19 protein-coding genes are annotated in these 22,031 nt (G+C 56.8%); 8 read left to right on the top strand and 11 right to left on the bottom strand.

All coding sequences use genetic code 11. The features are described 5' to 3' along the window. Both P1L40_RS15085 and P1L40_RS15080 read left to right on the top strand, forming a co-directional pair. Positions 1 to 504, top strand: a complete 504-nt coding sequence (locus P1L40_RS15085; protein ID WP_284008207.1) for a PH domain-containing protein — start codon at positions 1 to 3, stop codon at positions 502 to 504. 78 nt (positions 505 to 582) lie between these two features. Next, complete coding sequence (locus P1L40_RS15080; RefSeq protein ID WP_284008206.1) at positions 583 to 1,131, top strand: GNAT family N-acetyltransferase; 549 nt, start codon at positions 583 to 585, stop codon at positions 1,129 to 1,131. Here the strand turns inward: P1L40_RS15080 and trpB are convergent, their stop codons facing one another. The 3 genes from trpB to P1L40_RS15065 are packed head-to-tail and all read right to left on the bottom strand — an operon-like array spanning position 1,132 to position 3,779. Next, positions 1,132 to 2,298, bottom strand: coding sequence for a tryptophan synthase subunit beta (trpB, locus tag P1L40_RS15075; RefSeq protein WP_284008204.1), 1,167 nt, complete (start codon positions 2,296 to 2,298; stop codon positions 1,132 to 1,134). Between the two features lie 37 nt (positions 2,299 to 2,335). Beyond that, positions 2,336 to 2,977, bottom strand: a complete 642-nt coding sequence (locus P1L40_RS15070) for a hypothetical protein (RefSeq protein WP_284008202.1) — start codon at positions 2,975 to 2,977, stop codon at positions 2,336 to 2,338. A 25-nt stretch (positions 2,978 to 3,002) separates the two neighbouring features. Further along, complete coding sequence (locus tag P1L40_RS15065; RefSeq protein ID WP_284008201.1) at positions 3,003 to 3,779, bottom strand: sensor domain-containing protein; 777 nt, start codon at positions 3,777 to 3,779, stop codon at positions 3,003 to 3,005. 106 nt (positions 3,780 to 3,885) lie between these two features. On the opposite strand from P1L40_RS15065, the gene P1L40_RS15060 reads away from it, so the two are divergent. From P1L40_RS15060 to P1L40_RS15040, 5 genes are all read left to right on the top strand, one after another. Next, positions 3,886 to 4,248 carry a helix-turn-helix domain-containing protein gene (locus P1L40_RS15060; protein ID WP_284008200.1) on the top strand — a complete coding sequence of 121 codons (363 nt, stop codon included), beginning with the start codon at positions 3,886 to 3,888 and terminating at the stop codon, positions 4,246 to 4,248. Further along, positions 4,245 to 4,595, top strand: coding sequence for a hypothetical protein (locus P1L40_RS15055; RefSeq protein WP_284008198.1), 351 nt, complete (start codon positions 4,245 to 4,247; stop codon positions 4,593 to 4,595). Before P1L40_RS15060 ends, P1L40_RS15055 begins: the two co-directional genes overlap by 4 nt. Then, positions 4,592 to 4,870 (top strand): DUF7521 family protein, encoded by a 279-nt coding sequence (locus P1L40_RS15050; RefSeq protein ID WP_284008197.1) that lies wholly within the window; start codon positions 4,592 to 4,594, stop codon positions 4,868 to 4,870. Before P1L40_RS15055 ends, P1L40_RS15050 begins: the two co-directional genes overlap by 4 nt. Before the next feature lie 80 nt (positions 4,871 to 4,950). Next, the gene (locus P1L40_RS15045; RefSeq protein WP_284008194.1) at positions 4,951 to 5,619 is read left to right on the top strand and encodes a sensor domain-containing protein; all 669 of its coding nucleotides are present in this window, start codon (positions 4,951 to 4,953) and stop codon (positions 5,617 to 5,619) included. Positions 5,620 to 5,624: 5 nt separating this feature from the next. Then, entirely contained in the window at positions 5,625 to 5,978 is a 354-nt protein-coding gene (locus P1L40_RS15040; RefSeq protein ID WP_284008193.1) for an ArsR/SmtB family transcription factor, read from the top strand. A 45-nt stretch (positions 5,979 to 6,023) separates the two neighbouring features. Here P1L40_RS15040 and P1L40_RS15035 read toward each other — a convergent pair whose 3' ends face one another. The 8 genes from P1L40_RS15035 to P1L40_RS15000 all read right to left on the bottom strand — a co-directional run bounded on the left by P1L40_RS15035 (position 6,024) and on the right by P1L40_RS15000 (position 20,325). After that, the gene (locus P1L40_RS15035) at positions 6,024 to 6,845 is read right to left on the bottom strand and encodes a DUF7847 domain-containing protein (RefSeq protein ID WP_284008191.1); all 822 of its coding nucleotides are present in this window, start codon (positions 6,843 to 6,845) and stop codon (positions 6,024 to 6,026) included. A gap of 353 nt (positions 6,846 to 7,198) precedes the next feature. Further along, complete coding sequence (locus P1L40_RS15030; protein ID WP_284008189.1) at positions 7,199 to 12,685, bottom strand: DEAD/DEAH box helicase; 5,487 nt, start codon at positions 12,683 to 12,685, stop codon at positions 7,199 to 7,201. A gap of 1 nt (position 12,686) precedes the next feature. Then, a complete protein-coding gene (locus P1L40_RS15025) occupies positions 12,687 to 13,451 on the bottom strand; it encodes a hypothetical protein (protein WP_284008187.1) in 765 nt (254 codons plus the stop codon). A 2-nt stretch (positions 13,452 to 13,453) separates the two neighbouring features. Then, the gene (locus tag P1L40_RS15020; protein WP_284008186.1) at positions 13,454 to 16,810 is read right to left on the bottom strand and encodes an immunoglobulin domain-containing protein; all 3,357 of its coding nucleotides are present in this window, start codon (positions 16,808 to 16,810) and stop codon (positions 13,454 to 13,456) included. Then, the gene (locus tag P1L40_RS15015; protein ID WP_284008184.1) at positions 16,807 to 17,676 is read right to left on the bottom strand and encodes a hypothetical protein; all 870 of its coding nucleotides are present in this window, start codon (positions 17,674 to 17,676) and stop codon (positions 16,807 to 16,809) included. The genes P1L40_RS15020 and P1L40_RS15015 overlap by 4 nt, the downstream gene beginning before the upstream one ends. Then, positions 17,673 to 18,542 (bottom strand): hypothetical protein, encoded by an 870-nt coding sequence (locus P1L40_RS15010; protein WP_284008183.1) that lies wholly within the window; start codon positions 18,540 to 18,542, stop codon positions 17,673 to 17,675. Before P1L40_RS15010 ends, P1L40_RS15015 begins: the two co-directional genes overlap by 4 nt. A 253-nt stretch (positions 18,543 to 18,795) precedes the next feature. Then, entirely contained in the window at positions 18,796 to 19,776 is a 981-nt protein-coding gene (locus tag P1L40_RS15005; protein ID WP_284008180.1) for a transcription initiation factor IIB family protein, read from the bottom strand. A gap of 243 nt (positions 19,777 to 20,019) precedes the next feature. Beyond that, the gene (locus tag P1L40_RS15000) at positions 20,020 to 20,325 is read right to left on the bottom strand and encodes a hypothetical protein (protein WP_284008178.1); all 306 of its coding nucleotides are present in this window, start codon (positions 20,323 to 20,325) and stop codon (positions 20,020 to 20,022) included. A 122-nt stretch (positions 20,326 to 20,447) separates the two neighbouring features. Here P1L40_RS15000 and P1L40_RS14995 point away from each other — a divergent pair, with 122 nt between their 5' ends. Beyond that, positions 20,448 to 21,908, top strand: a complete 1,461-nt coding sequence (locus P1L40_RS14995; protein ID WP_284008176.1) for a hypothetical protein — start codon at positions 20,448 to 20,450, stop codon at positions 21,906 to 21,908. Positions 21,909 to 22,031: the final 123 nt, after the last annotated feature.

The raw sequence follows: 22,031 nt of genomic DNA, 5'->3' as shown, positions 1-22,031 counted from the left end.
ATGTCACGGAGCGATCTCAGAACCGACGGCGGGGAACAGAGCGGTGACGGCGAACTACTGCGGACGAACCCGACCACGAAACCGACGCTGCTCAGACTGGCGGTGTTCCTGCTCGTCGGTCTCGCGGTCGTCGTGGTCCTCAGGATGCGACCGGAGCTGCTCGGGGACCCGGAGCTGACCAACACCGTCGGACTCGTCGTCCTGTTGGTGACCGTCCTGGTCGCGCTCAGGCTGTTGGTCCGGACGGTCGTCCTCGTCAAGACGACCTACGTCGTCACGCGGGACCGCGTCGAACGGGAGTACCAGTTCCTCTTTCGCACCCGCACGAAGGGCGTCCGGTTCGACCAGATCCGGAGCCACCGGCTGAACCAGAACCGCTTCCAGAAGGCGCTGGGCTTTGGGACCATCACGATGAACCTCGGCCTGGGGAGTATCCGCCTGGAGAACGTCGAAGAGCCCGAGCGCGTCTACAACATCGTCCGGGAGTGTGTGAGACGGTCGTAAGCGACTGGCGTCCTGGCGGGCCGTGTCGCCGTCGCCGGGTCGACACGCTGAAACGACAGTCGCCCCGACAACAACGTCATGGGAGCCGTTCAGTTCCGCCAGTACGGGAGCGCCGACGCCCAGGCAGTATGGGACCTCCACGAGTGGGCGATGCGGGCCGCCGGGACCGAACCCGCTGACATCCCCGGCACCGACGACCTCAGGGACATCGACGGTCGGTATCTCGACACCGGCGGCGAGTTTCTGGTCGGACTACTCACTGAAGACGGTCCCGCGGACGCAGACGCCGTCGGTTCCGATCTCCCGCGGACGACCGACGGCGCGGTCGCCGCCATCGGCGGCTACCTCCCCAACGAGGTCGGCCACGCCGACGAGCGGACGGTCCCCGGCGCCGCCGAACTCCACCGGATGCGGGTCGCCCCGCCCTGCCAGCGCCGCGGGATCGGGCGGGACCTCCTCCATCGGCTCGAAGCACGGGCCGCCGAGGACGGGTTCGAGTTGCTCTTAGCGACCACGGCACGCCGGCAGGCCGCCGCCGTCGAGTTCTATCGCGACGAGGGCTACGACTGTGTCGGCGAGTCGATGGAAGGCGAGTACGAACTCGTCCACTTCGAGAAGCGGCTCTGATCAGGCCAGATCGAACTGCTCGGCGGCGGTCTGCATGTCCTTGTCGCCCCGGCCACAGAGGTTGACGAGGATCGTGTCGTGGCGGTCTTCCTCGGCGAGTTTGATCGCCAGCGCGATAGCGTGGCTGGGCTCCAGCGCGGGGATGATCCCCTCGGACTCGCTGAGTTCCCGGAACGCGGCCAGGGCCTCCTCGTCGGTGATCCCGTGGTACTCGGCCCGACCGAGTTCCTGCAGGGCGGCGTGTTCGGGGCCGACCGCGGGGTAGTCCAGGCCGGCGCTGACCGAGTGGTTCTCCGTGTCCTCGTCGATGACACGGGTCTTCATCCCCTGGAAGATCTGTGGCTCCTCCTGTTCGGTCGCCGACAGCGGCGCCGAGTGCTGCCCGGAGTTCAGTCCCTTGCCGGCCGGCTCGGCGCCGTAGAAGGCCACGTCGTCGTCTTTGAACGCGTGGAACAGACCGATCGCGTTCGAGCCGCCGCCGACACAGGCCACACAGGCGTCGGGCAGGTCGCCGTGGAGCTCCTGGATCTGCTCGCGGGCCTCGCGGCCGATGACCGACTGGAACTCCCGGACCATCCGGGGGAACGGGTCCGGACCGACGGCGCTACCGACCAGGTAGTGCGTGTCGGCCGTGTTCTCGACGAGGTCCTCCAGCGCGGCGTCGACGGCCTCGGCCAGCCCCTCGTTGCCGCGGGTGACTTCTTCGACCTCGGCGCCCATCAGGCGCATCCTGAAGACGTTCATCTCCTGGCGCCCGATGTCCTTCCGGCCCATGTACACCGTCGTGTCCAGATCCAGCAGCGCGCCGACCATCGCGGTCGCGGTGCCGTGCTGGCCGGCGCCCGTCTCGGCGATGAGCCGGTCCTTGCCGGCCCGTTTCGCCAGCAGCGCCTGGCCCAGCGTGTTGTTGAGTTTGTGCGCGCCCCCGTGGAGCAGGTCCTCGTGCTTGAAGTAGATGTTCGCGTCGTAGCGCTCGCTGAGCGTCTCGGCGTGGAAGACGGGTGTCGGCCGCCCGCCGAAGTGTTCCAGGAGCGAGTCGAGTTCCTCGCGGAACGACTCCTCGTCTTTCAGCTCGTCGAAGGCCGCCGCCAGTTGGCCGAGGGGCTCTTCGAGCGGTTCCGGGACGTGTCGCCCACCGAACTCACCGAACTCGCCAGGTGAAGACATACCACTCACAATCGGCCGCGAGGACAAAAATCCCCCGTCACACCGACAGCGACGGCTCCCACCGGACGGTCGTGTACCCCTGGGCGTCGAGTGCCGCCTCCCGATACCGGGCCGCGAGTAGCGTCTGTGGGAGCCGTCGCAGCCCGAACCGCCGGTCGGCGGCCCACTCGACATCGACGGTCGTCCGGCCGTCGCGCTCGCGGATCGAGACGGTGTAGCTGGCCCAGTCGCGATCGCCCGCCCTGATCGTCAGTTCGAGCGACCCGTCGGCTGTCTCCCGTGCCGCGACGGTCATCGTCACCGATCGGAGTCCGAACAGATAGGAGATCGCGTATTCGGCCCGCCCGTCGGTCGTGCGGACGCTGTCTGCGATCCCCCACTGGAACGGGAGCACCGGCGGCGTGGGCCCGGTGAACGCGTCACGCACCGCTTCCGGAGCCGCGTCGGTCGTGAGCGTGGCCGTCCCCGCGGTCCGGAACACCGGCAACCGGAAGGCCACGAGCAGGACGACGACGGCGACAAGCGCCGGCAACAGCGGCAACACCAGCACTGCGGCGCCGCCGAGAACTCCGACTGACAGCGCCATCGCGCCGCTGAGCAGCCGTTCCACGCTGTGGTACCGGTCGGCGACCGAAGCCGCGTCGCTGGGGACTGTCTCGCTGTCCATGGGAGGGCTCATGGGTCGATGTGTCCGTCCCTGCTACCTATCGGTTCCGCTCCGCTGGCAGGCGACGGCGCAACCGTGCGACCGGCTGGAGGTCGTCCGAGAGCAACAGCCGTGCGTACTGCCCCCAGAGCCAGCCGGCTCCGTCGACGAGGATCAGCGTCACCCAGAGCAGGGCCACCCCGATCAGCGACATGGCTAGCGCGTCCGGCAGCGAGTCGACGGCCCACTCGCTCACCGTGAAACCGAACTCCGCCCCCACGAACAGGTCGCCCCAGGGGACGGACAGCGACTGGGTGAGCCTGACCGGATCGCCGGGGAAGAAGCCGACTCGACCCGGCGCACGGTCGTAGTACAGCGGCGTGGCGACGACGGTCACCGACATCGCGAACGCGGTAAACAGGAAGACGAACGCGCCCGTGCCGAGCGCGAACATGCTGAACAGGTAGCCCAGTTCGGACCAGGTCGTCCAGTCGGCCACCAGTCCGACCACGCGCTCCCGAGCCGACCCCGTCAGAAACCCGTAGTCGGGGTCGGGAACGTCGACGCCCAGCAGTGCCGTGACGAGCCGGCGTTCGACCCATCCGAACCCGCGGGCGAGCAACAGGACGGCCAGGAGCAACGGGACGCCGACGACGAGGATGCTCGTCACCGCCCCGACCGTCACGCCCGCCACGAGCACCACGAAGTACGTGATCCCGAGCGGGAAGGCCAGGAAAAGATACAGCGCGCGGAGGTACGGCCGGGGCCGGAGGGGGACGAGCAGTATCGATCGGAGGGGCGGGCGGGCCTCGTAGAGTGAGTGGGCGATAGACATACCGTCGTGGAAACCGTCGGTCCGGAACCGTCAAAAAAGGTACCGAGAACGGCGGTTCTGAGACGCTGGGCGGGGGTTAATATGCTCCACCCTGCAAACACGGACGATGCCCTCGGTCGCCGGCGATGTCCGCGAGGTCGACGAGGAGCTGCTGGCTCTCCTCGACGACGAGTACGCCCGGACGATACTCGTCGCGACGCGCGAGGAGAGCCGGTCGGCACAGGCGCTGAGCGAGCTCTGTGACGCCGACGACTCGACGATCTATCGCCGGATCGAGCGGTTAGAGGACCGGGATCTGCTCGACGCGCAGCAACAACTCGACCCGAACGGGAACCACTACAAGACCTACTCGGCGCGGCTCGAACGGGTCGAGATCGAGTTCCACGACGACGGCGTCCGGATCGAGGTCGACAGACGCGAACCGCCCGCAGACCGCTTCACCAGACTGTACGAGGAGTTCACGGGATGACCGCACACACGATCACGCTGGGCGGGACCGCCCTCCAGGGACAGATCACCGTCGAGGGCGGTGGGGCCGTCGTCGGCCTGCTCGCGCTCGTGACCTTCCTCGCCGCGACCGGCCTGTCGGTGCTCGTGACCTACCGGTTCGTCCAGGGGTACCGTCGGTCCCGGGCGACGCCGATCCTGCTGTTGGCGGTCGGGATGTTCCTGCTCGCCCCCGCACCGATGTTCGTCCGCTTTATCGCCGGGAACCTCGTCGTGGTGCCCGGTGCGGTGCGGATCCTGACGACCTCACTGCTCGAATCGGCCGGGCTGCTCACCATTCTCGTGGTCGTCTACGGAGGGAGCCGATGAGCTGGCTCGACCTGCTCGCGACGGGGAGTTCGCTCGTGACGGCGGGCCTGGGACTCGTCGTCGCCGGCCTGGCGTTCCGCGGGTACCGGCGCAACGACAGCCCGACGATGCGTGCACTCGCAATCGGCGTCTTCGCTATCGCCGTCGTCCCGTCCCTGCTCGCGTCGGTTATCGGACCGTTCGTGGCCCTCAGCGACGCACAGGCGTTGCTCGGCGTCACACTGTCTCACACGCTCGGGCTGCTCGCGATCTACCGGACGTTCGATACTGGGTGATAAAACTACCGGCCGGCTGGCCGCTCGACAGCCGGTCGACCCCTTATACCGTTCGTCGGGTCCTCGGTGGAACTGTGACAATGATCGCTCGACCGCTCTCCGCGACGCTCGGACAGTTCGTTCGCGTCCCGTTCGAAGGGGCGACGTACAGACGCCTCGTCTACCTCCTGCTGGCCGGCCCGCTCGGGCTGGCGTATTTCGTCGGAACCACGACCGGCGTCTCGACCGGACTGGGACTGTCGGTGACCCTGATCGGCCTCCCGATCCTCGGCCTGACCTTGCTGGCCGTGACCGGCGCGGCCTGGCTGGAGGCACAGCTCTCCCGGGTGCTGTTGGATCAGGAAACCGCGACGCCGACGGCGCTGTCGACGCTTCACGATGCCATAGACGATCCCGACACTGGGGTAGTCGGAGCGTGTACGGCGTTCCTCGTCGACGCGACGGCCTGGACCAGCCTCGCTGTGGTGTTGCTGAAGTCCGTGTTCGGTCTGGTCGCGTTCGTCGCCGTCGTGACCGCCGGGTCGGTCGTCGGCTCGCTGCTCGTCGCGCCGCTGGTGTACGACGCTCCGGGGATGGCCTACCAGACCGGGAGCTACACCGTCACGACACTCTCCGGCGCGCTCGGCCTGGCCGGTCTCGGCGTCGTGCTCGGACTCGTCTCGCTGCACGTCCTGAACGCACTGGCCGATCTGGGCGGGTATCTGACCGACGCACTCCTCTCGATCGAGCGGGGCGAGCCCGCGGAGTGATCTCGATGGCACAGACACACCCACCACAGCGGCCCGACAAGACCAGAGCCGGCCCCGAGGAGACGATCCAGGCGACCGAACTCGTCGCGCTGCTCGACGACGAGCACGCACGCGAGATCATCACCGCGATCAGCGAGGAGGCGAAAGCCGCCCGCGAGATCGTCACGGAGTGTAACAGCTCCCGACCGACGGTCTACCGCCGGCTCAACCGACTCCAGGAGGCCGGCCTGGTGACCACGGCGATGCGCTACGACAGCGACGGTCACCACTGCAAGACGTTCCGACTCCGCTACGACTCCGCGTCGATCCGCCTCGGTGCCGACGGTCTGTGCTGTACCGTCGAAGCCAGTGACAGCTGAGTCAGTCCGCCGTCGGACCGACTCGGTGTCTCGTCCCGACGGTCGTTACAGGTCCTCGCTCTCCTCGAAGAACTCCGAATCCGCCGAGACGGCACCGACGCCGCTCTCCTCGGCGTCCCTGATCTGGAGGAACGCGTCCGTCGCGACCGCGATCCCGAACACCAGCACGGCCGCGTTGACGACGACGCCGACCAGGCTCCCGGCCAGTGGGCTCACGAGAGTGACGACGGTCGACGGGATCGACGCCAGCAGCGAGACGAACCAGACGAGGACCAGAAGCAAGAACAGATCGACGCGGTTCCCCGACGCGAGCTCCCAGGCCCGGGACAGCGCGTCCACCACGCCCACGCCTTCGAGCGCGATGGCCGGCCGGACGAAGTAAAACGAGACTGCCAGAAAGAGCCCGGGGAGTAGCAGCGCGACGGTCCCGATCCCGACGGCGACGTTGACGACGATCGCGGCGAGCACCGCCGTCAGCGTCGTCCTGCCGAGTCGCTCCGTGGCCGCTGCGGGGATCGTCTCCCGTTCGTCGCTCGCGACCACGCGGATCCCGACGATCCGGAGCGCCTCCGAAAGGACGGCGAGGACGAACACGAGCAGCGCACTCACCGAGAGCGGGAGCGGCAACGCGAGCGGTGTCGGCTGGCTTCCGGGCGCGAACGGGAACGGACTCCCGCCCATTCCGGTCCCGGGAGGCATCGACTCGAACGACCCCCGAAGGAACTCGAAATACGCCGTGAGGAGCGACTGGCCGACGACAGTGTTGACGAGTCCGAAGGCGGCGAACACCCCGAACAGGACCAGCCCGTTGCGGTCGGTCACACTGTCGACGCCGTTCGAGATCGCGTCACCGATGTCGAGACTCACCGACACCCACCCCCGGTTCCGCCGGCCGGGGCGGGCCGTGTGTACTCGACTCCCGATACAGTCCGTGTCGGGCCGCGAGAGGGGACCATACACGACGACTGTCACCCGTCGGGCTAATAAATTACCAAGTAGCGGTTCCGGAAGCCAGCGACTGGACGAAGCGACGAACGACAGTGAAGAAGGCTGTCGGAGAGTTACCCGAACATCTGGCGCATCATACATCAAATGGGGCCACATTGGGAACCCAAGGCGGAATACGCTACTACGGAACAACCTTCCCGGACTCAAGAATATGCTCAACCAAGCTGATTCATTTTCATCAAAAGTGGTCTGTTAATAGACCGGTACACGCATCATCTATCTATTTCCCCGCTAATTCCATTGAGTCGTATCCGCTGATTTTCTCCCCCGTCAGTTTCCAGTTCAGCTATTGAAACAGTACGTAACAAGTCAAAGATGGCCTCTCTGTCGAAAGACTGCCCGCTATTATCTCTGTCACACCCGTACTGGTATAGACAGAGTGGGCAGCCGTCTTCGCACTCGCAATGGAAGTGGTCATTCAGTAGTTTGAGAGCCTTCCGTAGACTATGTGTCTCCGAATCTCCCTCGAAGAGGAGTCGAGTCACTCCCCCACCTCCCTCCTGTGCATCGAATAGATAGACGACACCGTCATTTTGTACGACCTCGGATAGATCACGGATACTGACGCCGCCGATGTATTGCAGGGCAACCCGAAGTCCATGAGCAAATGTGTGTGCCTGCTTCGTGTCCGAGAACTCGATCTTGATACCGTCGGTTGAATACGCATACCCCAACCGGACAAGTTCACTACCGTCCTCACCTGCAGGTCGATGGTCTGCGTCGGCACTGCAACGGACTCGGTCTGAGTCATCTTCGTATACGACACCCTGGCAACTCTCAGCACCACAGAGTTCGAACTGGGTGTCTTTGTGATCGACCTCACCGGATTTGTACTTAGCACTGAACCTATCGGTATGGTATAGTACCTCGAGCGAACCGTACCTGAGTTCTCCACGAGCAGTTCCCGCCTCGTCTGTTAGTATACACTGCTGTGAGGCGGTAAAGTCCAGAACCTCAGTCTCCCGCTCGGCGTAGGTACTTTGAATTGTGTTGGACGACTCACGATAGATCGTCCGGCCAGGGTCACCACCAGTATTCATCGGAAGGTCGTGACGATATGCCCGCACAGACTCTGGAGCGACGAGACGGCGTTCCTCTGTATCGGCATCCGCACCACATTCGCATGTTTCTGCAGTATCTGCTCGCCGTCGGCCACAGGCAGTACAGACCGTCTCGTTAGCTAACTCGCTTTTTTCCGTACCTCGGACCCTCTCTCGGAGTTCTGAAGAAGCGAATTCGTCGATTCTAACCTCCGAAACGACGTATACGTCGCCATTGTCGAGATACGCGGCACCCGGATGTAGTTCGCTTATCGCCATCCGCATCGAACGGCCATCGTCATCGCCAGCGTCTCGGGTATATTGGCCGTCTTCTCCGGAGTCGACGAGACTAAGTCCGACATCGTTTGCGATAGTCCGCATGTCGAAAGCATAGCGACTCTGTTTAGACTCCTTGATGAAATCCCGGTAAGACATCGTCTGGATACGTTCGAGTCGCTCCTCAAGAACTTCTTTCCGATCTGCTAGAACCGACTCATCGTCGATAGCACGGCTGGACTCTTCATCTGATGATACCCGACGATTCTCTCTCGAGCGCTGCTTGATTTCGTTTAACTCACCTTGCAACTGGTCGCGGTACTCCCGGTAGTGTTCAAGGAATCGATCAGAAAAGTTATCGAGCGCGTCACTAATTAGGTGTCCAAACTCCGCCTGAGCACTCCGTATTCGCCCAGTACAATCCTCACCTTCACAGTGTTCGCTGGGATACTCTTCAGGGTACTTTCTCCCACATTCGCTGCAGAACCCGTGATCAAGTAGCGATTCGAGATACAATCTGATTTCTTTCCGATGGTCGTGAACAACTGTACCTAACGCAGCGAGCTTCGATCCCCGTGAATCTAGGCCCAGTTCTTCAGTATGGGCACTCATCACATGGGTGAGTTTTGCCGTATCGTCGCTCCTTGTTGGTCGGCGGTTCTCAAATTGGCCTCCACCAGAAACTGCTGTGTAACGACCGTGTTTCTCGGTTTCCCAGGGTATTACGAAATTAGCTGCAATATAGTCAAGCACTCCCCAAGTGAGTGAGACTCGCAACACCTCTTCGTTGTACTCTTTCAGTGGTACGGGTTGGGGATCAGCCGCCATTAGGTCGCTGGGTTGCTCGTAATAATAGTAGTCGATCGGATTCCGCTGACTCACGGAGTGTACGAGTGACGAGTTCGAACTACGCCCTGCCCGACCGATTCGTTGAAGATACGCGTTCATGTTCGGGGGCGTACCGTAGAGCAGTAGTGCATCCAAATCTCCGATGTCGACACCGAGTTCCATGGTCGGCCCCGAAGAGAGAAAATGAGGGTGCTTCCCCTCTCTGAATAGGTACTCAAGCTCTCGTCGCTCCTTTTTTTCAGTCATCCCGTGGTAGACCCGGCTGACGAGTCCATTCGTATCGGAATACAGTGCACGATAGGCTCGAGCGGTAAATCGTGGGTGTGACGCTGAAGCGAGATCTTCGATCGATGCATTCGAATCGACGCTTCCGGATTTCTGCAGTCCAAACTGGTTGTCAAGTGTTTGTCCGACCCGCCCTCCGTCAGGGTTGTACGACAATCCGTCGTTGTCACCCGCAATTGTCACTTCAAGAGCTGATTCGTCGAAGCTAACGATCTCGTCGTCTACTGCCAATATTCCCTTCGTCACCAGCGAGTCGATAACAGATTTGGCCGTAGTTGAGCCACTAAGTGGATCAATCTCCGAGATCGGTGTCCTCGATCCGTATTTCACGAACTCACGGCAGACTGCACGCTCGTCTGCTTCCAGCTTCGAATGAGTTGACGGATCTAGACGAACGTCTACCAGACCGTCACCTGTGAGTGGGCCCTCGAACTCGCCGTATCGGTTGCTGTAGCGGTATGGATATAGCCGCCGAGCAAGTCTGTCTCTGACTGCATCTTCGACCGCCATGTGTCGACGATTCGTATCGACGAGTTCTTCGAAAATATCGAAGGAGATGCTCTGCACATCCCTTGGCGGAGATAGTTCCTCGCCAATCCCTTCGATGGTAGCCATCGCATCGTCGATGACTCTGTCTATGCAGACCCACGATTTTGGTCCACGAATCGCTGCTAGCAGAGCTTGATCGAGTAATGTGGCACTCTCAGGTTCGCTAAAGTCTCGGTCGACCTCCTTCATATCGCGGTGTGAATCCGCAAAGGAGAGGAGTTTCGCGGCATCGTATCCTTCTTGATCTGCGACGCTTCTCAGAAGATATTGGCTCGTCGTGACGGCAAGGTTGCCAGGTCCACGAATCAGTTCGTCGTAACGGCGGTTTGGATCATAGTGGAGACCTTGATGCGTACAGGGAGCAACAGCAGAAATACTGCTTGCAGCCCTAACCGTCCCATCAGGTTGGAGTGTCTGATAGGATTGGTATGGTTCAGATCGCGTACGAGTAGCTTCTGGATCACACTCACAGTCGGGTGCTCCAATCGAACTCGTCTCACACGATCCGCAGTACTGTTCGGAAAAGACCTCGAACAACCCCCTTCGAGCGAACGTATGTGAGCCACAGGGACAGGTGTCTGGAGGGTCACCGAAATGTACCCTCTCACAGGCATCTTTCCTGCAGACCCAGGGAACGAGTCGGGTCTGTGTCAATGAACGACCACACTCACAGTAGTCCGGTATAGTTCCGTCGTAGGATCGACCACAACCGGAACAGTCGACAGTGCCAGTACCGGACAGTGGTTCCTGTTCTCCCCCACACAAACTGCATCCGGCGTCATATGTTACGGTCGTTTCACACGCTGGGTTTGGACAGGTCAACTCGTCTGGGCTGGTATGAACGAGGTCAGCAGGACATGCCGGACAGGACCCTTTCGTCGTCCGAACTGATCGCTCACCGCATGATGTGCACTCCAAGATAGGCTGGAATGTTACCCGGAGTGACTGAACCTCTTTGCCACTGGTAGCGGAACACCGCTGGCAGATATGTTCGTTACTGCGCTCTCGTTCACCACCTTCGTTCGGAACATACTGGTCGAGTTGCTCGCAGGACGGACAATACCACGCGATTAGAGCTTCGTCGTCACACCGGTTGCAGTACGCGCTTCTCGTAACAAACCCGTATCCGCAGGATCGACACTCTTCTTGTGGCGACGTATAAACTGCATCACACCCGGCACAGGCGTAGAATCCATCGATTGGCCACGAGAACAAATGAGTCCGGTTCTCCAGGAGGCCGGAAAACGTACCGAGGAGAGTGAAATTCTCTAACAGACGGCTACTCTCAGCGTCGGTAAGGCCGAACGTCGTCTGGAGATTCTGTTTGAAGTCCGCCGGTGTCTGTGGCTCGGCGGATAATTCTGTGTGTAGATACCGTATTGTCTGTTCGACAGCACCAGGATTGTTCGTGAACGCATCGAACAAAGCATCTTGGAGCAGTTCAAGAAGTCGCTCGTTATCGTGTGCAGTCGGATCAATATCGAATCCGACGCTGTCGAGAGCCGGTGGGGTTCGTGTGCCACGAGCAAATGCCAGCAGGTCTGCTTCCGTGAGTTCTGTTTCGATGAGCGAGTCCGGGACCGATGCCGGTAATTCCTGGTCGATAGTCTGTGGGTTCTCGTCTACGTGGCAGATCTCCTCAGAGTTACTGATACGCCGAAACAGTTCCACGTCGTTTTCGACGGTTGCACTGCTTGCAATCACCTGCAAATCATCGCAATCGCGTTTTGCTCTGAGTGCGCGGAGTCGTTTGGTCAGTGTCGCAGTATAGCTCCCGAAGAGTCCATCATACGTATGGACTTCGTCGAATACCAGGAAATCCGGATCGTAAATGAAGGTTTCGTGCTCGTCAGGTGCGTTGACGTTGACGAGCTTCATATTGATCGTATCCGGATTCGTCAACAAGATGTCGACGCCATCCTGGAGGATCGCCTCTTTTGTAAGTCGGATGAAATCCAGTGGTACGTCGTCTACACACTGTCGCTTTTCTGGCCGTAATTCGTACTGTTGTCCCCCGTGATGGATATGTACGCCTTGACCACAGTGTCGACATTTCTCTAAGTCCTCGTTCGCACCCGGACAGTCAAAGTATTTGAACGACGACTCGAGATATCCGTGCGCACGCGAACCGGTATTAGTCGGTGTATCACCGTCGTAGATACCGATCGTGATCTGCTGTGTCGCCGGCCACTGTTTGTTGATCTGATAGAGATACTGTACTAACCGCTTGAACTGATCCTGTGCGAGCGCTTTCGTCGGATAAATCAGCGTAGCTGTTGTTCCTTCGTCAGTACCCTGGCGTTTCTTCTCGAGAATACGATCCAAAATTGGTAGCAGCCATGCTTCGGTCTTCCCACGACCAGTTGCTGCGGTCACCACGGTGTCGTTACCGTCCTTGATCGCCCTGATACTGCGTTCCTGGAAATCGTATAGTCTTCTAAACCCCAGATCAGAGAACGCTTTCTGGATTAGTGGATGGAGACCTACCTGAGACGAGAACTCCGCCCAGGAATCGTCGCTCCAGTTTGGGATATTAAGCGCCTGTAGGAATGGACCACGAGTGTTGAGAAGATGGTTGTCCCCACCCGGCACCTGCGCCTGTCTGTTTGCGACACTCCGCGCTGCTGGGCCAGCACGGCCGATGAAGTGGTTGCGGTAGGCGCTAACAGCTTCGTTCGCTCTTTGTGCGGGGTTGTCCATCTCAGAGTGTCACCTTGAGCGTCCCCTTCAGAACATTCGCATCAAGGATGTCCTCAGTGACTGAACTGTCGAGTTCGCTAAACGTGATTTTTTCTCCTTCAGCGAGTCGTTTCAATACGTCTATCGTATGTTTGCTTAACTCGTAACGATCCCGGAGCTCTGACCAATCGACAACAACCCCGCTCGTCCATTTTTTATGTAGCGCTCTCCATTCGGTTTTGAGACTACTGGGGCTTTGATCATCGTCCCACATTGTGTCTTGGACGAACGTTTCGACATCAGTGAGCAATGTCTCGGTGTCGCGGGATTCAGACATCAAGCGCTGGATGTGACGAGCGGACTGAACTCGGGTTTCCCATTTTTGTTGTTCGTCGTTCAGTTTGCTCCGCAGTTCCTGGCGGGCGGAATTTATACTCGACCGAGCAGTCTGAATCTCGGCCTCATGTTCGTCAGCCCTGTCTTCGTCGATAAGTTCCCAGTAGTCTTCTTCACTCTTATCCAGAACTCGGCGAGACTGACGCCGCGCTTCGTTGAGGGTCTCAGGTGTTCTATATGATGGTGAGTCGTAGCCGAAAGCCTCGGTATAGATGGTGTTGAATCGCTCGGCCTCCTGCAATCGTGTTTGTAGCCCGTGGAGCGAAGTCTGTAACGAAGACGCATCGTTCTTGTACTCCTGCAATTTTGCTTCGAAATTCACTGCAGTCTGGTAATCATCGGCTTTCGATTCGAGAGAGCTGATGGTATTTTCCAAGGAAGAACCTGGCATTGTTAGTCTCCTCCGATTGCGTCAGTGGCGTTCTTATCAGTTTTCATTAATTTCTGGAACTCATCCGAGTCTTTCACGGCCGATTTCAGTTCTTCGTCCGTCTCAGGAACTTGTGCCTCGCGTGCGGCATCAACCATGTCTTTGATTGCTTCATATATCTCCCACTCAGGGGATTCTTCAAGACTTTTCTCGAAGTCATGCATTACGGAAACGAGTTCAGGGCCTTCTGCAGCCTCAATGCTCTGGAACTGCTCGATATCATCGGCGAATCTTCCCATCTGGAGGCTTTCTTCTGATTGTAGTCGCTTTTGTTGCGTAAGCCACTCCTGTTGTGTATTGATATCTAGATCACCGACGATCTCGAGCAAGCTATCGTACATCTCCCGAAGTTTCGGGACAGAGTGGGTTCTGTCGAAGACCTCGTCAATTTCGTCAATTCTTTCTGAGATATACGTGACGTCTGACTCGCTCAACGCGTTCAATTCCTGCGCGTACTGTCTAACCCTTTCCAAGAGGGGCTTGAGCTTGATTGACGCTTGAGACCGACTCGTACCGATTTTGAACGCGTCTGGAAGATCACTGGTGTCGATTAGCATCGCGTCTTCCAGATAGCTCTCTAGGTCCGATTCGACAGTCTGGTAGGCCTTGTTCAGCCGCTCGGTATCGACGAGGTTCTCTTTGAGTTTGAAAAACCCCTCAGCTAGATCTCTTGGAACGCTACTGTTCTTCGTCAGCTCGCCATACGCCTCACGGTAGGCGTTGGTACTTTCAAGCCGACGGACTGGATGATCATATTTATTTGAGGAGTCATATTCTTCGAAGACGATTCCACGGCTCAACTCTGCCTCCCCCCGCGCGCTATTTATTAGGAGGTACTGAGCGACAACGATGAACTCCTCTATCGTCCAGCCCTCGAAACAATCCTCAATCTGCGAGCGCATTTCGGCTTTGAACCTACCAACCAAGTCGTCTGTCCAGTTTCGCAGATTGGCATAATTCATCTGGTAGCGATCTTCTCTCGGTAATTCACCGTCTTCGCTGATTCCGTACCAGAACAGTGGTTCGTACACTGAATTGTACTTGGATCCAAACGGCAGTTCGACATCGAGCCCATCCCGTTCGTCAACACCCTGAAGTGAGACAGGGAACTGTTGACCACGAGTATAGTATATTCCCTCCACACCCCTGCTCGTTGAGTTCGGATTAGCCAGTCGGCTTGGGTCGTACCACTCTTCGAGTAGTTCCGAGGTTCCATCTCGAAGAACTATCGAACTATCGTACTCTTCACCGTTTGACACCCACTGCTGGTACTGATACCGGTATTCGTCGACAACTTCCGAATCAAGATCAGTTTCGACTGGATAGATCCGATCAGACTTGACCGGAACAGTAAGCTGATCCTCAACGTCTTGATGATTCGCAGTGAGAGTGATTTCCGAGGAATCGTCTACGGTGATCTCTAATTTCCCCTCTTCGTCAGTCTGGCCGGCTATCTGACCATCACGCTGGATTGAAAGATCTGATAACGGCTTCCCATTAAATTTAGCAGTAATTGTAACTGTGTCGCCTTCTTCGGCCGGCGAGGGATCTGCTGCGAGATTGAGTGAATCAGTGCCTACGGAAAGCGTAATTGTGTCTCTATGACTACCTTTAGACGCCGCGATCTCAACCTTCTTTTCTTCACCTGGAAGGTCAACAGCTAACAGACCACCTTGACCTGTATAGCCGACCTGTTCGCCGTCGCACAGAATCTCGGCATCTGGTTCGCTTCGGCTATTCAGTAATGTTTCTACAGTAATGGTTGCTCCTGGTTCGATTTGTCCTCCCGTCTGCTTGACTCTGAAATCTGTCTTAATTGGGCCATCTCCGCTGAAAACCACGCCTGTATCAGAGTGTGTCGCAGCTTCTGGGATGGCAATGTCAAAGACTTCAAACACACCCGATGGTACTCGGAGATCTCCATCGACAGTCGGGATCCCGTACCATTTGACGAGTGACTGGACCTCGGAGGAGTAATCTAATGAGACGGGGGTCGGGAAGCTCTTGACGTATGGATTACCACCAATTGCTTCGAACGGCGGTTTTGTCGAGGTTAGACACTCTCTGATGATACGAATTAGCAGAAGACGTGGCGTCCGACGCTGGTTCCCATCTTGGATTAGATTCTCATAGGCCCGCTTGATGAACTCGGCGTTGAAAGGATACAGTCCGTCGAAGTCGGATTCGGGGATGTCAACTTCGGCTTCAACGTCTGAATCTTCGCGTATGACAGAGAGATATTTTCGGGTGAGTTCAGTGGTCACGTCGTCCGAGAGGAAATACGCCTGGCCGCTATCATCAGTCGTACTCAGGTATCCCTCCGCCCGGTCTTCCATGTATGTACTCGTATTTTCTGTCCCAAGTGCGGTATCGAGATTGTCCTTTTCCCACCCTGACGTCCAGCCGAGGACGACATCGTAGTGCCCGCTGTCCAATTGGAAGATGTGGTCCAGAAGTTGCTCTTTGAGGACGCTGAACGTAGTCAAGTCTTCACAGATCAGGACTGGCCGGAGCCCCTGGTCGATATACTCCTCCGAGATCTCTTTCAACCGCTGCTGGAAATCCCCCACTCCGAGCTTGCTTGACAGTTCTTGATCGATGAACTTCTGGAGAGCAGGGAAAATCGTGTCACGGCCTTTCGCTTTCCCGAACGCAGTAAAGGCGAGTTCCTTGTAGTCATCTTCTGGAAGCAGATCCGGGACTTCTTCCTCATCATCACTTTGGACAGCATCCTGATATTTCTGTACGTTCTTTTCGAGGATACTGCGCAAGTCCGTACTTTGTGGTCGGTCTTCGACGAGGGCCTCGATTTCATCGCTAGTGAAGGCCTCAACCATAGGGTTGTACGCCTCCAAGTTTGCGAGCATGGCGTTTGCGACCTTTTCAGGGTCGAGACCGCCGACGTCCCGGACATTGACATCGATGTCAAGTGGCTCGGTCAAAATATCGACAATATCCTTGATTCGTGTCTCACTCCGAGAAACGTGCAAGGCGACATGGGTATCATCGAACCCTGTTCCAGGTTCGTGTCCGACCTGGTATTCGAGCCACTGACATAATTGACTCTTGCCGCTACCGGTCTCTCCTCTGAGGATGAAAATTCGGTTATCGTCGTCAAGATTAGATCGCAATATTGCGTCTCTGAACTCTTCCTGACTGACGAACTCGTCGTTCGTCGGATGTGGGAACAGGAAATCGGCCTTGATCTTGTCGATGTCGATATGTGTCCGTTCGAACTCTGCTTTCGACTTCTGGTGTGCCTCTGCGGTCAGGTACCGTTTGATCGCTTCGTCGTTCCAGTCAACAGGATAGGCACTCATAGTGCTCCCTCCATGAATCGGTCAAACAGATGGCGCTTGCTCGCAGGTGGGTTGTTTGGCCAACCGTGTAACTCGAACTCGGTTACTGTGGGTTCTTCCTGCCGTGATTGGGTCGACGGTAATTCGATCTCGTGCCGTGCATCCGACATCCCACGGACTGAGAGAAGATCTTCATCTATCAAAACCTGCAGTGTATCCGTGATCCCTTGATGTAGTCGGGGAGTCCCAGGTCTGGTATTCAGCGCTGACATAAAATGGTCTTCAATCCAAGGAATAGCTGCACCGAAGTCAGTCGAGTTCTCTGTATCACGGAACGTTTCGAGGAGTTTGTACAGAAGCACCGGTCTTGGAGAGAGGATAAGTTCCCGAGAGTCCGCAAACGAGAGCACACCGATTCCTTCCATGAGTCGGTACCAGGCGTTGATCTTCGTCCGGTTCCAGTTTATGTAGTCAACTTCTCCCTTGAGATTGGTTTCGAGCAAGTCACGCTGGAGCGTCCGTGAGGCAGTGTCGAAGGCCACATCTTGGGCCTTTCGGAGGTGGTCCTGAGGGTATGGCTGTAGGTTGATATGCAACAGCAAACGGAGCTCAAACGAGATGTCGGGCAGCACATCGCGGTTGACCACACTAACGACCCGGTCTTCAGGTCGATCAATCAAGTCGATCGCTCTGAGGTATTTCAAACACGACTCAAGATGCTGATCATCGTCTGGTGCGAGGGTACTCCGGAGCGTGCTGACGTTATGGCTTCCCCCATCCTCTCCAATTTTCTGATAAATTATTCGTAGTGCTGGTACTCGAACAGTATTGTAGTTCACGAGGTCTTTATCCGCCTTCTGGTCGTTCTCGTCGTAGTTTTTAATCATCTGAATTCAGGGTCCGTAGTTCGGTATGCTTCCAACTTCGATGCGTCGTAATCACAGGTTCTGAGAACTTCGAGAATATGATTAGCAACTCGCTGAGTGTCACCTCTCTCCATCCACGAGCGCAATGCCTCCCGGATGTGGTCAGAGTAGTCCTCCAACACGTTCTCGAGATCGTGTTCTAAGAAGTACCATGCAGAGTCCCACACCGGACTGTCTGGTGGGGCCTGTGTGTAGTCAAAGATTGCTTCGATGCTATCTGCTGGTGCCTCCTGTTCGTCGTGAATTGCCGATGCTGCGTGAAAGAAGACGTTCCGTGTCTCGACGACTGGGATTCGTGACCGTGACTGCAAGGTATCCTCCAGAAACCGGTTCGCAATAGATGGGTAAGAGCGGACAGCAATCGCTGGGAAGTCATCAACTATTGACCGGCCCGGTTTCTTTGTGTATGTCGGTGTCTTAGGTGCTATCGTATCAGTTACAAGAATATATCTGCCGCCTTCTTCTAATGAGCGTTCCGTGAGTTTCCGGACGAGATCCTCTTCGCCATACTCAGTGATTCCAGACTGCGTGACGACGTGGACAAGCGGGAACTCTATGTCGGCAGCAGATGCCTCTTCTGACCTGATATACTCGTACTCGATCGGACTGTATTCGTTATCCAGTAACTCCGTGTGAACCACTCGATCAAAGCCGAGTGCCTGAAGCAAGGGCAAGGACCGAAGTTGTGCTCTCGCCTGCTTGTCCCGCTTCTCAAGTTGTGGGTCCTTGATAACGACAGTCGATAGTTCTGTGTGGATTATATCCGCCAAACTCGTCGAATCAACATTCTCGAACCGTTCATGCCAATCCAGGGATTCCATATCCATACTATTCAACACCCCTTCTCTGCCAGTCCTGCTGCTCCTGAATCCTGGAAAGTGGGGTATTCCTGCTGATGATAAGAATTTGCCTTGGGTTCAGAGCCACTACGCAGGCGCGTGCGACTGATAGTACGGAATAATTTCTGTGATGGCGTCACTTCTACTGTACCCGTCAAACTACTCCGCATTTTAATTAATCTTCCCCCGAATATCAGGATACGATAATCCGCTATCTCACCGACGGCAAACCTTTCGAGCATTAATTACCACCTCCATAACAATCTAATAATTCACTCTTTTGTGAACTGATTGTAGTTTCGTTAACGTCGAATATCTCAGATAATTCCGAGAGTGTCGGGCGATCATCGCATTCCTCCATGTCGTAGGCCGCATGAACTGCTGCTGCGGCTGCTGTTCGGGGAGAAATTCCGCAAAAATCCTGTTCGTCACTACTGTTGAAGCCATCCAGCAGATCCCGAACACGCTGTTCCACACGCCATGGTGTGGAGAGGACAGAGAACGCTTTCGGGACGAAAGCACTGGGATCGATCGGGGGAATCTTCACCCCGAGTTCAAGTTCCATCGCACCGCGAGCGGTCTTGATTTGCGTGGTGCTGGCTCTGGCAACAGGTTCCAGTTCACGAATAGACACCGGCACGGGTCGGGAACTCTGACGGATGGCGATCAAAAGACAGGCCGTCGAGAACCCTTCGACAGAACGGCCAGTGATCAGTCCCTCACGGTGTGCCTGCTGGTACAACTGTCCAGCGTGTTCCAGTTCGGCACTCGAAATATTGAACTCGGCGCCCATCCGGCGGATCTCACCGAGTGCATAGTCCAGTCGCACTTCGGTAGTGGATCGATGCTTGGTCCATCCCTTCGATTCAGTAATCCGCCGCTGTTCGGACGATAGCACACCACCGTTGCCATCTGTAGTTGCGTTTTCGGTGATTCCAGCGCCCAATCCCTTGTCGGCATAGAGAGACGTCTGTCTGCTTCCAGTACGGTTGTACTGACTACCGATGGAATCGAAGTCTATCTCCGTCGAAAGAGGCCGATCCGTGAGAACGAAATCACAACGAGGGCAGACGGCCTCCGAACCGGGAACTGGGTGGATATCACAGTTACAGTTCGGGCACGAAACTGCACCGCCGGTGGTGGCCGTGGGTTGCTCCGTATTCGATTCGCCAGCCTGGTCGGTGGCCGATTTCTCGGCCGTGCTACGGACGTGTGCGTGCATGGGTGTACGGTGATAACCGTGGTACCGCCACGGTGGCCGGAAACCATCCAGCGCTCGGCGGACGCGGATTTTGGTCCGCGATACCTGCTCAATGCATTTCGCCACAGATGTGTTAAATCTATGGGATGTGATACTGACCGGTTTCTAACCGAGCGAACTACACCGTCGTATATAAACTAGAAACTAAAACCTGAGTAGTATCCGATACATTTCTGAATCTCAAGTAGCGCTATCAAATCCGAATCATATCCAATCATCAGGTAAAGTATCACTCTCGGTCTGAATAACTGCGAGTAACGTCTCCACTTCGCTAAATCGTTCTCCTCGGCCAATCGTTCCCGAGTTACGATCCCAGACGATGAAATCGTTTTCAGCTAATTTGGGTAAGTGAATGTGCACCCACTCTGTCTGTGAGATCTCCGTAGCAATCTCCTCCGAGAGTTGGTCGCCGCATATTTCCTCCTTTGCTGCCAGAGCTGTCAAGATACGTCGGCGCGGCTTGGCCCGCAGACAATCGAAAAGCGTTGTCCAAGAGTTCTCAGCTGTCATGCACAGTTCGAAGAATCACATACTGTTATATAAACAAGAAATACACATTCGAAATATGTCCGTTGGAGATAATACGAGAAGAAAGTATTCTATCAATGAGTCTGTTGATCTGACACTAATCAATGAGTGATAGAGCACTCGCCCCAAACGAACTGGCAGATCTCTACGACGGGTTGATCGTCTTAATCGAGTGTTTGCCCGAACAGACGTACCCGGCATGGGAGTTCGCTCTGGAGTCGGTTCTGTTCGGTGGCGATGGGTTAACAGAAGACGCAGTTTCCTATGGTGAGCAACAAGCTATCAGAAACGAATTCAAGATTACTACATATCGTGAGCAGTATGGTGACGGGAATCAAGTAACAGAGTTTCCGTATATAGAAACCAAGTCGCCACGCCCAGCTGATGAGGAATTGATCCCTGACAATCTTGAACTGCCGGTCGCTCCCGAATCAAATCGTGTCCTCCCGGTGAAAGTCGATAAGGACTCGTTTGCAGGCGCCATCGAGCTCCTAGCTGAGTTTCCCAACGAACCACAGGCTCAGAAACCAAGAAACGGGACATCTCATCTCTTGGACCCCGACCGGTTCCCTGGCGTCACCCAACAATCGAATACAAACCTTGGAAAGATAGAATCTGAATCTCAGTCTTCGACTCCCGACGATTCAAGTACGGACAGTGTACCCCAACCGAACCGATTGGCAGATCTCTATGCTGGATTCCAGCAACATCTCAATTATGTCCCTGAGGAGGGCCATCCGTTATGGCGCCGTGTTCTCGAATCAGTTGTTTATGGAGGCGATTTTCTCGGAGAAGATGCCATACCCTATGGTGAACAACAATCGGTTCGGAACGACTTTGGAATGCCCGCCTATCGGACTGCCTATGGAAATGGCAATCATGTTACAGAGTTCCCCTCAGTCAAGACTGGACCACCCCTAGAGCAGGACAGAAAACACGTCGACGGAGCAACCGAAATTCTGGTTGCACCAGAGTCTGATCAAACACTACCTGTCGCTCCATCTGTAGACGAACTCCCGAGAGCACTCTCGCTTCTCGGTGAGTTCCCAGAGACTCCCGCTACAGAGGCAACCCCAGATACGGAGACCCACCGACTTCGTGAGTGCTTGGTCGAGATCCCAATAGACCGTTCAACGACCGATACAGGTGCTGAATCTGGATTAAAGACAAAGGACGGACAGGGTACGAGCTCTGGGGAAAATGAGGAGATGCTGTTAGAATCAGGCCCAGGAGAAGTCTCTGAATCGCTCACAGGCAAAGGGCAAAGTGACTCGACCGACGACTGGAAGTATGATGATCCACGAGCGGAGCGGGCCCACAGACGCGCACAAGAACGGGACCCATCAGACGTAGTTGAACTCGGCGAACAGATCACGCTCGTGCTGAAAGAAGTCGACTACAGTTCACGCCCGCCGACAATAATGGGTACGAAGGAGAAACTCGTTATCTTCGTTACTGAAGCCCCACAAGATCTCTCCGAAAACGATAGTATCAGAGCTAAGGTGGTTGACTTCGGGGGGCGACGAACCAGCGCAGAAGCCGTCTTCCTTGGCTACAACGACTAATTTCAGCCCATCAGCCCCCCGGACGAACACCAGAGTTAGATTCTGCTTACACTGTTCGTATCCGGGCGCGATTTATTCAGCAGAAACAGCTCTAGCCCTTTCTATTCTACTTCGGCTCTATAC

The sequence above is a fragment of the Haloarcula pelagica genome (assembly GCF_030127105.1).
Taxonomy (GTDB): Archaea; Halobacteriota; Halobacteria; order Halobacteriales; family Haloarculaceae; genus Haloarcula; species Haloarcula pelagica.
This window is presented reverse-complemented; position numbering and strand designations above follow the sequence as displayed.

Bases quoted from the DNA above. Each gene is read 5' to 3' on its own strand.
- P1L40_RS15085 (WP_284008207.1), top strand. From the start codon at position 1: ATGTCACGGAGCGATCTCAGAACCGACGGCGGGGAACAGAGCGGTGAC.
- P1L40_RS15080 (WP_284008206.1), top strand. From the start codon at position 583: ATGGGAGCCGTTCAGTTCCGCCAGTACGGGAGCGCCGACGCCCAGGCA.
- trpB (WP_284008204.1), bottom strand. From the start codon at position 2,298: ATGTCTTCACCTGGCGAGTTCGGTGAGTTCGGTGGGCGACACGTCCCG.
- P1L40_RS15070 (WP_284008202.1), bottom strand. From the start codon at position 2,977: ATGAGCCCTCCCATGGACAGCGAGACAGTCCCCAGCGACGCGGCTTCG.
- P1L40_RS15065 (WP_284008201.1), bottom strand. From the start codon at position 3,779: ATGTCTATCGCCCACTCACTCTACGAGGCCCGCCCGCCCCTCCGATCG.
- P1L40_RS15060 (WP_284008200.1), top strand. From the start codon at position 3,886: ATGCCCTCGGTCGCCGGCGATGTCCGCGAGGTCGACGAGGAGCTGCTG.
- P1L40_RS15055 (WP_284008198.1), top strand. From the start codon at position 4,245: ATGACCGCACACACGATCACGCTGGGCGGGACCGCCCTCCAGGGACAG.
- P1L40_RS15050 (WP_284008197.1), top strand. From the start codon at position 4,592: ATGAGCTGGCTCGACCTGCTCGCGACGGGGAGTTCGCTCGTGACGGCG.
- P1L40_RS15045 (WP_284008194.1), top strand. From the start codon at position 4,951: ATGATCGCTCGACCGCTCTCCGCGACGCTCGGACAGTTCGTTCGCGTC.
- P1L40_RS15040 (WP_284008193.1), top strand. From the start codon at position 5,625: ATGGCACAGACACACCCACCACAGCGGCCCGACAAGACCAGAGCCGGC.
- P1L40_RS15030 (WP_284008189.1), bottom strand. From the start codon at position 12,685: ATGGACAACCCCGCACAAAGAGCGAACGAAGCTGTTAGCGCCTACCGC.
- P1L40_RS15025 (WP_284008187.1), bottom strand. From the start codon at position 13,451: ATGCCAGGTTCTTCCTTGGAAAATACCATCAGCTCTCTCGAATCGAAA.
- P1L40_RS15020 (WP_284008186.1), bottom strand. From the start codon at position 16,810: ATGAGTGCCTATCCTGTTGACTGGAACGACGAAGCGATCAAACGGTAC.
- P1L40_RS15015 (WP_284008184.1), bottom strand. From the start codon at position 17,676: ATGATTAAAAACTACGACGAGAACGACCAGAAGGCGGATAAAGACCTC.
- P1L40_RS15010 (WP_284008183.1), bottom strand. From the start codon at position 18,542: ATGGATATGGAATCCCTGGATTGGCATGAACGGTTCGAGAATGTTGAT.
- P1L40_RS15005 (WP_284008180.1), bottom strand. From the start codon at position 19,776: ATGCACGCACACGTCCGTAGCACGGCCGAGAAATCGGCCACCGACCAG.
- P1L40_RS15000 (WP_284008178.1), bottom strand. From the start codon at position 20,325: ATGACAGCTGAGAACTCTTGGACAACGCTTTTCGATTGTCTGCGGGCC.
- P1L40_RS14995 (WP_284008176.1), top strand. From the start codon at position 20,448: ATGAGTGATAGAGCACTCGCCCCAAACGAACTGGCAGATCTCTACGAC.